This window comes from Pseudomonas putida (assembly GCF_028682635.1).
GTDB lineage: Bacteria > Pseudomonadota > Gammaproteobacteria > Pseudomonadales > Pseudomonadaceae > Aquipseudomonas > Aquipseudomonas putida_AE.
The window spans coordinates 109737-122151 of the sequence record NZ_JANHLK010000005.1 but is presented as its reverse complement, the minus strand read 5'-3'; the positions used below and the strand labels follow the sequence as shown (position 1 = coordinate 122151).

Below are 12415 nucleotides of genomic sequence, written 5' to 3'. Positions count from 1 at the left end.
CGGGTCGCAGCGATGGCGGCATAACGGCTACCATCGCATCGCCAGCAAGCCGGCTCCTACAGGGTTCCAGACATTTTTCGCGCATAAAAAACCGGCCCTGAGGCCGGTTTTTTTGTACCTGGTACCTTACAACGCAGCAGCGTGCTCGGTCAGGTAAGCCGCAACGCCTTCTGGCGAAGCGTTCATGCCTTTGTCGCCTTTTTTCCAGTTGGCAGGGCAAACTTCGCCGTGTTCTTCGTGGAATTGCAGAGCGTCGACCAGACGCAGCAGCTCTTCCATGTTACGGCCCAGCGGCAGGTCGTTGATGATCTGCGAACGGACAACGCCTTTGTCGTCGATCAGGAACGCGCCACGGAAAGCAACGCCGTCAGCGGACTGAACGTCGTAGGCCTTCATGATTTCCTGCTTGATGTCGGCAGCCATGGTGTAACGCACTGCGCCGATACCACCATCGTTTACCGGGGTGTTGCGCCATGCGTTGTGGGTGAAGTGCGAGTCGATCGACACAGCGACCACTTCAACGTTGCGTGCCTTGAATTCGGACATGCGGTTGTCCAGAGCGATCAGCTCCGACGGGCAAACGAAGGTGAAGTCCAGTGGGTAAAAGAACACCAGGCCGTATTTGCCTTTGATGGCCGACGACAGGGTGAAGCTGTCCACGATTTCGCCATTGCCGAGTACGGCCGGTACGGTGAAGTCAGGGGCTTGTTTGCCTACGAGTACGCTCATTGGATATCTCCTGGTGTAGAAGCGTTAAGAACAAGGTTTGCGTCAGCCTGCCACCCTCAGGCGACAGCCCTGTGACACGAACCCGTTTCGAAAAGACCGGCCATCATACACTGCGTTTTTGACCTGTCCGTAACGGTTTCTCCCCTGGGCGTAAAAAAGGACGAAGGGTATTTCGGTTGACGGCGCGTCGCTGGTCAACCGTTCGTCAGGCCTGTCAAAAACCCTTCCCAAAGCACTTTGACAATCATTCTCGTTAACATTAAGATCCATCGCATTCGAGACATAAACAGCGACGGTTTTCACTTATGTATGTTTGCCTCTGCACTGGCGTCACCGACGGCCAAATCCGCGATGCGATCTATGAAGGATGCTGCAGCTACAAGGAAGTGCGCCAGGCCACCGGCGTTGCCAGTCAATGCGGCAAATGTGCCTGCCTGGCCAAGGAAGTGGTCCGCGAGACCCTGACCAAATTGCAAACGGCCCAGGCGGCGATCCCTTTTCCTGTTGAATTTACCGCTGCGTAAATACCCTATTTCAAAGAACCGGACGTATGTCCGGTTTTTTTATGCCTGAAAATCAATTGCTTAGGCTCTAGACGCGGAACACAAACATTCTTATTCCGATTAATTTTCATTTATTATTCAATAACTTAGGTTTGACACTCTTAGTTGTGCGGCTCAAACTCTGCCTTATAGACAGCTAATACAGGGCAGGACCCCATCATGAAAGGCGACGTTACAGTCATCCAGCATCTCAACAAGATCCTTGCCAATGAGCTGGTCGCGATCAATCAATACTTCCTGCATGCACGCATGTACGAAGATTGGGGCCTGAACAAGCTCGGCAAGCACGAGTACCACGAATCCATCGACGAGATGAAGCACGCGGACAAGCTGATCAAGCGCATCCTGTTCCTTGAAGGCCTGCCGAACGTCCAGGACCTGGGCAAGCTGCAGATCGGCGAGCACACCGAGGAAATGATCCAGTGTGACCTGCGTATCGAGAAGACCGGCCATGCCGACCTGAAAGCGGCGATCGCGCATTGCGAAACAGTCGGCGACTTCGGTAGCCGTGACCTGCTTGAAGATATCCTCGAATCCGAAGAAGAACATATCGACTGGCTGGAAACCCAACTGGGTCTTATCGACAAGATCGGTATCGAGAACTACCTGCAATCGCAGATGGGCGACGATGAGTAAGTTCTACTGCGCCAGTCTTGATGCAAAACAAAGCCCCGCTCTCTTTTAAAGAGACGGGGCTTTTTTGTTTCATTTTGCGAGGGTTTGAACAGTCCCGGTGGATTTTCCTAAAGCCTGCCCCCCACAAGTCGATAACCTGGCATCGATAGCTGTGGCTGATCCACGGATCGCCTCACCACCTTTTTCCACAGAAGGTTTTTATGTCCTCCACCAAAGCCCGCGCAGATTCACTTTCGCTTCTGCTGTTTACCTTGCGCAGTGGCAAGCTGATGGCGATCAACCTGCTCAAAGTCAGTGAAATCATCCCTTGCCCGCCACTGACCAAACTCCCCGAAGCGCATCCCCACGTCAAAGGCATCGCCACCCTGCGCGGCACTTCATTGTCGGTGATCGATCTCAGCCGTGCCATCGGTGAGCGCCCGCTGGCAGATCCTGATGGTGGGTGCCTGATCGTCACGGACGTCAGCCGCTCCAAGCAAGGTTTGCATGTACAGGCGGTGAGCAAGATCGTGCACTGCCTGACCACCGACATCCGTCCTCCCCCCTTCGGCTCTGGCGGTTCGCGCTCGTACATCACCGGCGTCACCTCGGTGGACGGCACTCTGGTGCAGGTGCTGGACATCGAAAAGGTCATCCATGGCATCGCCCCGGTGCCCATCGACATGGCGCCGACCGAGCTCAGCATGGAAGATGCCGAGACCCTGGGCAGCGCGCGCATCCTGGTGGTCGATGACAGTCAGGTCGCGCTGCAGCAATCGGTGCACACCTTGCGCAACCTGGGCCTGCAATGCCACACGGCGCGCAGTGCCAAGGAAGCCATCGACTGCCTGCTGGACCTGCAAGGCACCGCCGAGCAGATCAACCTGATCGTCTCCGATATCGAAATGTCCGAAATGGACGGCTACGCCTTCACCCGCACCCTGCGTGAAACCCCGGATTTCGCGCACCTCTACGTGCTGCTGCATACGTCCCTGGACAGTGCGATGAACAGCGAAAAGGCGCGGCTTGCGGGCGCGAATGCGGTGCTGACCAAGTTCTCTTCGCCGGAGCTGACCAAGTGCCTGATCGACGCGGCCAAGGCTGTGGCCGAACAAGGTCATTGAGTCTTGGACGAGCAATTCTGCTTTCTCATGCGCCGCTGTCTCGCTGAAGCCGTGCCCGCCATCACCTGGCCCCCGGGAATCGTCCTGACCGGGTATCGTCCCGAACAGGCAGAAGAAGTTCATCGCTTGATGGCTCAGGGTCACGCGCAAGGCGGCGGCCGCGTCCCGGGCCTGGACGAATGGCAACAGCGATTTGAAACCGATCCTGAGTATGATCCGACATTGTGTTTCATCGCTCTGGATGCCCAGGGTATCGTGGGCGTCTGTCAGTGCTGGACCAGCGCCTACATCAAGAGTCTGGTGGTGCATCCACGGGCTCAAGGCCGCGGCTTGGGGCGAGCCTTGCTGCTCAATGCCTTCACCGAATTTCAACGGCGGCGCGAAGGCTACGTCGACCTGAAAGTGCTGGAAGGCAACCTTCGCGCACAGCGGTTGTATGAAAGCGCCGGGATGTATGTGGTGCGCCGGGAACCGGTTCCGGTCTGACCCGTCCCTCGCCGAGCCGCGCGTTCGCCCCCCAAGCCTTCAGGCATACTCACACCTTGGCCAACCCCGCCCAAGGATCCCTGAACCATGAAAGCTGTCACCCTGACCTTCGCCTGCCTCACTGCCCTCGCCACCCAGGCCTACGCCTCCAGCCCCGAGGCCTGGGCCGCCTTCGACAAGGCCGTGCTCGCCAGTTGCACCAAGGCCAGCGACCTGGCGAACGCCAAACCCGTCGGCAACGCCGCACAATTCGATGATCGGGTCGGCTACACCGCCCTGCTGCTGCAAGGCCAGTACCCGCAAAAGCACATGAAAGGCCAGCAAGGTACCGAACTGTGCCTCTACAACAAGAAAAGCAAAACGGCTTACGTGACCGAGTGGGACTCCATACGTGCAAACTGACACCGCTGTCAGTTAACAGTCACTTTCCTGACCGGGTCACGGGGCTATAACGTAGAAAGACAAAGCTGCGAACACTTCCATTTCCCGACCCGGTGCCCCTCTCGCATGCGAACCCAGAAAAAATCCGTTCTTCTAGCAGCCTTTCTGATCGTGCTGGTGGCGCTGGGCGCGTGGTACCTGATGAAACCGTCCACGGTTAAAGTCGCCGCACCGACCGCCATCCCGGTGCGCGTGATCAACGTGGTGGAAAAAGACGTGCCCCGCTACGTCACCGGCATCGGCTCGGTGCTGTCGCTGCACAGCGTGGTGGTCCGACCGCAGATCGACGGCATCCTCACCAGGATCCTGGTCAAGGAAGGCCAACTGGTGAGCAAAGGCGACCTGCTGGCCACCATCGACGACCGATCGATCCGCGCCAGCCTGGACCAGGCCAGGGCGCAACTGGGCGAAAGCCAGGCGCAACTGCAAGTGGCCCAGGTCAACCTCAAGCGCTACAAGCTATTGAGCGTTGACGACGGTGTGTCCAAACAGACCTACGACCAGCAACAAGCGTTGGTCAACCAGCTCAAGGCCACCGTCCAGGGCAACCAGGCGTCGATTGACGCGGCCCAGGTGCAGTTGTCCTACACGCAGATTCGCTCCCCGGTCAGTGGCCGTGTCGGTATTCGCACAGTGGACGAAGGCAACTTCCTGCGCATGACTGACGCCTCAGGACTGTTTACGGTGACCCAGATCGACCCGATCGCCGTGGAGTTCTCCCTGCCGCAGCAAATGCTGCCGACCCTGCAAGGCCTGATCAGCGACCCGGAACGGGCCAGGGTCAAGGCCTACATCGGTGCCGACACCGACGGCGAAACCGGCAACCTGCTGGGCGAAGGCCGCCTGACCCTGATCGACAACCAGATCAACGCCAATACCGGCACCATCCGCGCCAAGGCCGAATTCAGCAACGCCGGACAAAAACTCTGGCCCGGCCTGTTGGTGACGGTAAAGATTCAGACAGCGCTGGATAAGGATGCGCTGGTGGTACCTCCCACCGTCGTACAGCGTGGCCTCGATCAGCACTTCGTCTACCGGGTAAACGGCACCAAGGTTGAAACCGTGCCGGTACAGATGGTTTACCAGGGCAGCGGCCAGAGCATCATCAAGGGGGTGAAACCGGGTGACGTGCTGGTCAGCGACGGTCAATCGCGGCTCAAGCCCGGCGCCACGGTGCAAGTGCTGACAGAACCGCCGCAGGTCGTGCAATCGGAGGCGGCGCCATGAAAGGCCACGGCTCGATATCCGCCTGGTGCATCGACCACCCGGTGGCCACGATCCTGCTGACATTTGCCCTGGTGCTGCTGGGGGTCATCGCGTTTCCGCGCCTGCCTATCGCGCCGCTGCCGGAGGCGGAATTTCCGACAATCCAGGTGGCCGCCCAGTTGCCTGGTGCCAGCCCGGAAACCATGGCGTCATCCGTGGCCACGCCCCTTGAAGTGCAGTTCAGCGCCATTCCCGGCGTGACGCAAATGACCTCGAGCAGCGCCCTGGGCTCGACCAACCTGACCCTGCAATTCACCCTCGACAAAAGCATCGACACCGCGGCCCAGGAAGTCCAGGCCGCCATCAACACCGCGGCAGGCAAACTGCCCAAGGACATGCCGAACCTGCCGACCTGGCGCAAGGTCAACCCGGCCGACAGCCCTGTGCTGATCCTCAGCGTCAACTCGTCGCTGATGCCTGGCCCTGAACTCAGCGACCTGACGGAAACCCTGTTGTCCCGCCAACTCAGTCAGGTCGACGGCGTCGGCCAGGTGTCCATCACCGGGCAGCAGCGCCCGGCGATCCGGGTCCAGGTGTCCGCCGACAAACTCGCCGCCATCGGCCTGACCCTGGCAGACATTCGCCTGGCGATCCAGCAGACCAGCCTCAACCTGGCCAAAGGCGCGCTGTACGGCGAATCGAGCATCTCGACGCTTTCGACCAACGATCAACTGTTCCACCCCGACGAATACAGCCAGTTGATCGTTTCCTACAAGGACGGGGCACCGGTTCACCTCAAGGATGTGGCGAAAGTCGTCAACGGCTCGGAAGATGCCTACGTCCAGGCGTGGGCGGGCTCGCAACCGGGCGTCAACCTGGTGATCTTCCGCCAGCCGGGCGCCAACATCGTCGAGACCGTGGATCGTATTCAGGCCGCACTGCCGGCGTTGCAGGCGATGTTGCCGGCCTCGGTGCAGGTCAAGGTGCTGATCGACCGCACCCAGACCATCCGCGCTTCGCTGCATGAGGTGGAAATCACCTTGATGATCGCCGTGCTGCTGGTGGTGGCGGTGATGGCGCTGTTCCTGCGCCAACTGTCTGCCACCCTGATCGTGTCGGCAGTGCTCGGTGTGTCGCTGATTGCCAGCTTTGCGCTGATGTACGTCATGGGTTTCAGCCTGAACAACCTGACGCTGGTGGCGATCGTGGTGGCCGTGGGCTTTGTGGTGGACGATGCGATCGTGGTGGTGGAGAACATCCACCGCCATCTCGAGGCCGGTGACGGCATGCGCGAGGCCGCGATCAAGGGCGCCGGCGAGATCGGATTTACCGTGGTGTCGATCAGCTTCTCGCTGGTGGCGGCGTTCATTCCGTTACTGTTCATGGGGGGTGTGGTCGGACGCCTGTTCAAGGAGTTCGCCCTGACCGCCACCTCGACCATCATGATTTCGGTGGTGGTGTCCCTGACGTTGGCGCCCACCTTGGCAGCGCTGTTCATGCGCGCGCCCGTGCACCACGCCCACGACAAACCGGGCTTCGGCGAGCGCCTGCTGGCGTGGTACGAAAAAGGCCTGCGCCGTGCCCTCGCCCACCAGAAATTGATGATTGGCGTGTTCGGTTTGTCGCTGGTGTTGGCGGTCGCCGGATACATCTTTATTCCTAAAGGCTTCTTCCCGATCCAGGACACAGGCTTCGTTCTCGGTACCACCGAAGCAGCTGCGGATATTTCCTACGGCGACATGGTGAAAAAACACCTGGCGATGGCCGAAATCGTCGCCGCTGATCCTGCGGTTCAAGCGTTCTCTCACTCGGTGGGCGTCTCGGGCAGCAACCAGACCATCGCCAACGGCCGTTTCTGGATCGCCCTGAAAAAACGCGGCGACCGTGATGTGTCAGCCAGCGAGTTCATCGACCGGATTCGCCCGCAATTGATGAAAGTACCGGGCATCGTCCTGTACCTGCGTGCCGGGCAAGACATCAACCTCAGCTCCGGCCCGAGCCGGGCCCAGTACCAGTACGTGCTCAAGAGCAACGACGGTGCTGTCCTGAGCACCTGGACCCAGCGCCTGACGGAAAAACTGCGCGGCAACCCGGCCTTCCGCGACATTTCCAACGACCTGCAACTGGGCGGCAGCATCACCCATATCACCATCGACCGCAGTGCCGCGGCACGCTTTGGCCTGACGGCCAGCGATGTGGATGAAGCGCTGTACGACGCCTTCGGCCAGCGCCAGATCAACGAGTTCCAGACCCAGATCAACCAGTACAACGTGATCCTGGAACTGGACACCCGGCAACGGGGCAAGGCCGAGAGCCTCAACTACTTCTACCTGCGCTCGCCCCTGAGTGGAGAAATGGTGCCGCTGTCGGCCCTGGCGAAATTCGACGCGCCAACGGTGGGGCCGCTGTCCATCGCCCATGACGGCATGTTCCCGGCTGCCAACCTGTCGTTCAACCTGGCACCCGGTGTGGCGTTGGGCGATGCGGTGATCATGCTCAATCAGGCCAAGGTAGACATCGGCATGCCTACCGCCATCAGCGGTAATTTCCAGGGCGCGGCCCAGGCGTTCCAGAGTTCGCTGGCCAGCCAGCCATGGTTGATTCTGGCGGCGCTGGTGGCGGTTTACATCATTCTCGGCGTGCTCTACGAGAGCTTCGTGCATCCACTGACCATCATCTCGACACTGCCCTCGGCCGGGCTGGGCGCGGTGATCATGCTGTGGATCTGCGGCCAGGACTTTTCGATCATGGCGCTGATCGGGCTGGTGCTGTTGATCGGCATCGTCAAGAAAAACGGCATCCTGATGATCGACTTCGCCCTCGAAGCGCAGCGCAACGGTGGTTTGTCGCCGGAAGAGGCGATCTTCAAGGCCTGTATCACGCGGTTCCGGCCGATCATCATGACCACCCTCGCCGCCCTGCTCGGCGCCCTGCCGCTGATGCTCGGCTACGGCACCGGCGCGGAACTGCGCCAGCCCCTGGGGATCGCCGTGGTCGGCGGCTTGCTGGTGAGCCAGGCACTGACGCTGTTCACCACCCCGGTCATATACTTGTGGCTGGAGCGTTTATTTCATAGGCAAACTCTCCCACCAGCAGCTTCGCCGGTACCGGCGTTGGCGACCACAGACTGAGGCGGGGTCATGCGCGTCCTGATTATCGAAGACGAAGAAAAAACCGCGGATTATCTGCACCGCGGCCTGACGGAACAGGGATACACCGTGGACCTGGCCCGCGATGGCGTGGAAGGCCTGCACCTGGCGCTGGAAAGCGACTACGCGGTGATCGTCCTCGACGTCATGCTGCCGGGCCTGGACGGATTCGGTGTGTTGCGCGCCCTGCGCGCGCGCAAGCAGACCCCGGTGATCATGCTCACCGCCCGCGAACGGGTGGAAGACCGCATCAGGGGCCTGCGTGACGGTGCCGACGATTACCTGGGAAAACCGTTTTCCTTCCTCGAACTGGTGGCCCGCCTGCAGGCGCTGACCCGACGCAGCGGTGGCCACGAACCGGTGCAAGTGAGCATCGCCGACCTGTGGATAGATCTGATCAGCCGCAAGGCCACCCGCGCCGGTACGCGCCTGGATCTGACCGCCAAGGAGTTCTCGCTGCTCAGCGTGCTGGCCCGTCGCCAGGGTGAAATCCTCTCGAAAACCGCCATCGCCGAAATGGTCTGGGACATCAATTTCGACAGCGACGCCAACGTCGTCGAGGTCGCGATCAAACGCCTGCGGGCCAAGCTCGACGGGCCGTTCGAAGAGAAACTGCTGCACACGATTCGTGGCATGGGTTATGTGCTGGAGAGCCGGGGTGTCCAGTAATTCGATTGCCCTGCGCCTGAGCGGGATGTTCACCCTGGTGGCGCTGCTGGTGTTCCTGTTGATCGGTTGGGCGTTGTACCAACAGGTCGACAAAGGCCTTGGCCTGCTGCCCGAAGCGGAACTCGATGCGCGCTACAGCGTGCTCGAATCCACCGTCGGCCGCTTTGGCACGCCCGAGCATTGGGTGAAGATCAATAACAAGCTCAAGCTGCTCGGCGAAGAAGACAAGCGCATCAGTTTCTGGATCGTCAGCGGCGATCCGAACTACGAATACGGCAATCCTACACCGAGCATCCGTGCCTTTGCCGCAGGGCCGCTGGGCATGCGCGACATGCAACTGGCGGATCAGCCCTACCCGCTGAAGGTGCTGGTCAGCCAATTCCCGGCCAAGGACCAGCGCCCGCCCCTGCGCTTCATGATCGGCATCGATACCGAAACGTTTTTCCATACCCAGCACCAGTTGCTGATCGCCCTGGTCAGCCTGGCGGTCATCGGCGTACTGATGGCCTCGGCGCTGGGTTACTGGGTGGCGCGGATCGGGCTCAAGCCGCTGATCAAACTGTCCCAGGAAGCCCAGCGCCTGGCCCCGCCGTTGCGTTCAGGCCGCTTGCGCCTGTCATCGCTGCCGCCGGAACTGAATCAGTTCGTCGACTCGTTCAACTCGACGCTGGAGCGGGTCGAACAGGCCTACTCGCGACTGGAATCGTTCAACGCCGATGTCGCCCATGAACTGCGCTCGCCGCTGACCAACCTGATCGGCCAGACCCAGGTCGCCCTGACGCGCGGGCGCTCGGCAGAGCATTATTTCGAGGTGCTGCAATCGAACCTTGAAGAGCTCGAGCGACTGCGCTCGATCATCAACGACATGCTGTTCCTGGCCAGCGCCGACCAGGGCAGCAAGGCCACCAAACTGACGTCCACCTCGCTGGCGGAGGAAGTGGCCACGACTCTGGAATACCTGGATTTCATTCTCGAGGATGCCCAGGTACGGGTTCAGGTCAGCGGCGATGCCCTGGTGCGAATCGAGATCGCCCACCTGCGCCGGGCCTTGATCAACCTGCTCAACAACGCCGTGCAGCACACCAGCCCCGGACAAATCATCGAGGTACGGATCGAAGCCGGCGAGCACCAGGTCAGCATCGGCGTGGCGAACCCGGGCGTACCCATTTCCAGCGAGCATCTGCCGCGCCTGTTCGAGCGCTTCTACCGGGTCGATGCCTCACGCGCCAACAGCGGCAACAACCACGGGTTGGGGCTGGCCATCGTCAAGGCGATTGCCCTGATGCATGGCGGGGATGTGTTCGTGCGCAGTGACCATGGGATGAATACCTTTGGTATGCATTTGCCGGTCTGACGGCCGCAATGGATTGTGGCATGACAGAGGATTTGCGGGGTGTGTTGGATTTGTGCTGTGACACCGATCTGTAGGAGCCGGCTTGCTGGCGATGGCTTCGATGGGATCGCCATCGCCAGCAAGCCGGCTCCTACAGTGGATCGGGTACAGCCACGAGCGATCTTTGCTCTTTGCGTAACAGTCCTTTCATGAATCCGCTCTTTTTCCTTTCTCCCAAGCCCCTTATCTTTGCCCGCACCAAACAGCACTTGCCAAGCAAGAAGGTTTAAAAGATGTCCAACAGTATGGGTATTGCCAGCGCTTTCGTTCTGTCTTCTCTGTTCCTGTCTCCGTTCGCCATGGCCGAAGAGTCGCAGGCCTTCGTCGCGCAAAATGCCGCCCGAGCCGCCGCTTACGAAGAGCACCAGATCGAGATGACCGCCAAAGCCCAGGAGGCCACCCAAGCCCCACAAGCGTCGAGCATTCAGGTCAAGCAGGCTGAAAAAGACAGCTGATTTGCGCGCATCGCTCCAGTTTCCCTCGACACTTTCCATCGGCTCTTCCCAATGAAAAGTTGTCTTCAAAGCCGCTGCCATCAGCGGCTTTTTTTCGTTGTGGTTTTACAACCCGCTGCGTCCTCCCCGCTCCAAAAAAAACCGCTGCAACTGCAAGAACAATGATGTTCCCCCGCTGACCCAGGAGCTTTACCCCCCGTGCGTTTCCCACTCAGTTCCCCTGCGCTGTTCGTTGCAGTCGCTGCAACGATGGCCACTAATACTCACGCTGCCGATGCTGCCCAAGGTTTCACCGAAGACGCCAGCCTCACACTCAACGCACGCAACTACTACATGAACCGCAACCGCCTGCAGCAGGCAGACGACAACATTGAATGGGGCCAGGGTTTTCTCGGCATCTTCGAGTCTGGCTTCACCGAAGGCACGGTCGGGTTCGGCATCGATGCCCATGCCATGCTCGGGCTCAAGCTCGACGGTGGCGGCGGCACGGACAATTCGAGCATCCTGCCGGTCGGCGATGGCAACGGCAAAGCACCGCGCTCGTTTTCCACCGCAGGCGGCACCTTGAAAATGCGCGCCTTCGATACCGAATTGAAGGCCGGCGACCTGTTCCTCACCAACCCGGTGATTGCCGGCGGTGAAACCCGCATGCTGCCCCAGACCTTTCGCGGCGTCAGCCTGAGCAACCACAGCCTTGATGGCTGGTTGATCGAAGGGGGTCAGGCGAGCTTCACCAAACCCTATAACCAAAGCGGCCACATCCGCATCGGCACTTCCTATGGCAGCCTGCCGGAGGGTGACGAGAGCCAGCATCTCAATTGGGCCGGCGTGGCCTGGAGCGGTTTGCCAGGCCTGACCAGCAGCCTGTATGCCGCCGAGCTCAAGGACATCTGGAACCAGTACTACTACGACCTCGATTACACCTATGCGCTCAACGAGGTTGTCAGCCTCAACCCGGGCCTGCACTTCTATCACACGCAAGACACCGGCGATGCGCTGCTCGGCCGCATCGACAACAACACCTACAGCCTGCATTTCACTGTGGGCGTGGGCAATCACAGCGTCACTGCCGCTTACCAGCGGGTCAACGGCAATACGCCGTTCGACTACATCAGCCAGGGCGACAGCGTCTTCCTCGACAACTCCCAGCAATACTCGGACTTCAACGGCCCGAACGAACGCTCATGGAAACTCAAGTACGCCTATGACTTTGTCGGACTCGGCCTGCCGGGTCTGACTTCGGCGCTGTCCTGGTCCCGAGGCGAACTGGACCTGACCAAGGTCGATCCCGACAGCCCCGGGTATAGCGCGTGGTACAGCGCCGACGGCAAGAATGCCCGGCACTGGGAGCGCGACGTCGAACTCAAGTATGTGGTCCAGGCCGGCCAGGCCAGGAACCTGGCACTGCGTCTGCAATGGGCAACCAACCGCGGCGGCAACGGCTATGGGGCACTGGACCAGGACACCGACGAGTACCGGGTGATTTTCGACTACCCGCTCAATGTCTTCTAAGCTTCTATAAACAAAAAGGCCGGCAGGTTTTGCTGGCCTTTTTTTTATCCGGGTGTCCGGGACGCTGCCCGAT

12 protein-coding genes are annotated in these 12415 nt (G+C 60.1%); 11 read left to right on the top strand and 1 reads right to left on the bottom strand.

The features are described from left to right. Positions 1 to 126: 126 nt before the first annotated feature. Complete coding sequence (locus NPS56_RS08255; RefSeq protein WP_008057532.1) at positions 127 to 729, bottom strand: peroxiredoxin; 603 nt, start codon at positions 727 to 729, stop codon at positions 127 to 129. Positions 730 to 1034: 305 nt separating this feature from the next. Between NPS56_RS08255 and NPS56_RS08250 the strand changes: the two genes are divergently transcribed. From NPS56_RS08250 to NPS56_RS08200, 11 genes are all read left to right on the top strand, one after another. After that, the gene (locus tag NPS56_RS08250; RefSeq protein ID WP_008057530.1) at positions 1035 to 1253 is read left to right on the top strand and encodes a bacterioferritin-associated ferredoxin; all 219 of its coding nucleotides are present in this window, start codon (positions 1035 to 1037) and stop codon (positions 1251 to 1253) included. A gap of 198 nt (positions 1254 to 1451) precedes the next feature. Further along, on the top strand, positions 1452 to 1928 hold the full coding sequence (bfr, locus tag NPS56_RS08245) for a bacterioferritin (protein ID WP_274074221.1): 477 nt from the start codon (positions 1452 to 1454) through the stop codon (positions 1926 to 1928). 200 nt (positions 1929 to 2128) lie between these two features. Further along, positions 2129 to 3031 carry a chemotaxis protein CheV gene (locus NPS56_RS08240; protein ID WP_274074220.1) on the top strand — a complete coding sequence of 301 codons (903 nt, stop codon included), beginning with the start codon at positions 2129 to 2131 and terminating at the stop codon, positions 3029 to 3031. A 27-nt stretch (positions 3032 to 3058) separates the two neighbouring features. Beyond that, positions 3059 to 3517 (top strand): GNAT family N-acetyltransferase, encoded by a 459-nt coding sequence (locus NPS56_RS08235; protein ID WP_274074219.1) that lies wholly within the window; start codon positions 3059 to 3061, stop codon positions 3515 to 3517. An 87-nt stretch (positions 3518 to 3604) separates the two neighbouring features. Continuing rightward, a complete protein-coding gene (locus NPS56_RS08230) occupies positions 3605 to 3919 on the top strand; it encodes a hypothetical protein (RefSeq protein ID WP_274074218.1) in 315 nt (104 codons plus the stop codon). Between the two features lie 105 nt (positions 3920 to 4024). After that, complete coding sequence (locus tag NPS56_RS08225) at positions 4025 to 5185, top strand: efflux RND transporter periplasmic adaptor subunit (protein WP_274074217.1); 1161 nt, start codon at positions 4025 to 4027, stop codon at positions 5183 to 5185. Further along, entirely contained in the window at positions 5182 to 8295 is a 3114-nt protein-coding gene (locus NPS56_RS08220) for a multidrug efflux RND transporter permease subunit (protein ID WP_274074216.1), read from the top strand. The genes NPS56_RS08225 and NPS56_RS08220 overlap by 4 nt, the downstream gene beginning before the upstream one ends. A gap of 9 nt (positions 8296 to 8304) precedes the next feature. Next, a complete protein-coding gene (locus NPS56_RS08215) occupies positions 8305 to 8982 on the top strand; it encodes a heavy metal response regulator transcription factor (protein ID WP_175391038.1) in 678 nt (225 codons plus the stop codon). Then, positions 8972 to 10336, top strand: coding sequence for a heavy metal sensor histidine kinase (locus NPS56_RS08210; protein WP_274074215.1), 1365 nt, complete (start codon positions 8972 to 8974; stop codon positions 10334 to 10336). Before NPS56_RS08215 ends, NPS56_RS08210 begins: the two co-directional genes overlap by 11 nt. Before the next feature lie 272 nt (positions 10337 to 10608). Beyond that, entirely contained in the window at positions 10609 to 10830 is a 222-nt protein-coding gene (locus tag NPS56_RS08205; RefSeq protein ID WP_274074214.1) for a hypothetical protein, read from the top strand. Positions 10831 to 11079: 249 nt separating this feature from the next. Further along, positions 11080 to 12342 carry an OprD family porin gene (locus NPS56_RS08200; RefSeq protein WP_414920979.1) on the top strand — a complete coding sequence of 421 codons (1263 nt, stop codon included), beginning with the start codon at positions 11080 to 11082 and terminating at the stop codon, positions 12340 to 12342. Positions 12343 to 12415: the final 73 nt, after the last annotated feature.

Excerpts from the sequence above, each read along its gene's own strand:
- NPS56_RS08255 (WP_008057532.1), bottom strand. The coding sequence starts at position 729 with ATGAGCGTACTCGTAGGCAAACAAGCCCCTGACTTCACCGTACCGGCC.
- NPS56_RS08250 (WP_008057530.1), top strand. The coding sequence starts at position 1,035 with ATGTATGTTTGCCTCTGCACTGGCGTCACCGACGGCCAAATCCGCGAT.
- bfr (WP_274074221.1), top strand. The coding sequence starts at position 1,452 with ATGAAAGGCGACGTTACAGTCATCCAGCATCTCAACAAGATCCTTGCC.
- NPS56_RS08240 (WP_274074220.1), top strand. The coding sequence starts at position 2,129 with ATGTCCTCCACCAAAGCCCGCGCAGATTCACTTTCGCTTCTGCTGTTT.
- NPS56_RS08235 (WP_274074219.1), top strand. The coding sequence starts at position 3,059 with ATGCGCCGCTGTCTCGCTGAAGCCGTGCCCGCCATCACCTGGCCCCCG.
- NPS56_RS08230 (WP_274074218.1), top strand. The coding sequence starts at position 3,605 with ATGAAAGCTGTCACCCTGACCTTCGCCTGCCTCACTGCCCTCGCCACC.
- NPS56_RS08225 (WP_274074217.1), top strand. The coding sequence starts at position 4,025 with ATGCGAACCCAGAAAAAATCCGTTCTTCTAGCAGCCTTTCTGATCGTG.
- NPS56_RS08220 (WP_274074216.1), top strand. The coding sequence starts at position 5,182 with ATGAAAGGCCACGGCTCGATATCCGCCTGGTGCATCGACCACCCGGTG.
- NPS56_RS08215 (WP_175391038.1), top strand. The coding sequence starts at position 8,305 with ATGCGCGTCCTGATTATCGAAGACGAAGAAAAAACCGCGGATTATCTG.
- NPS56_RS08205 (WP_274074214.1), top strand. The coding sequence starts at position 10,609 with ATGTCCAACAGTATGGGTATTGCCAGCGCTTTCGTTCTGTCTTCTCTG.
- NPS56_RS08200 (WP_414920979.1), top strand. The coding sequence starts at position 11,080 with ATGGCCACTAATACTCACGCTGCCGATGCTGCCCAAGGTTTCACCGAA.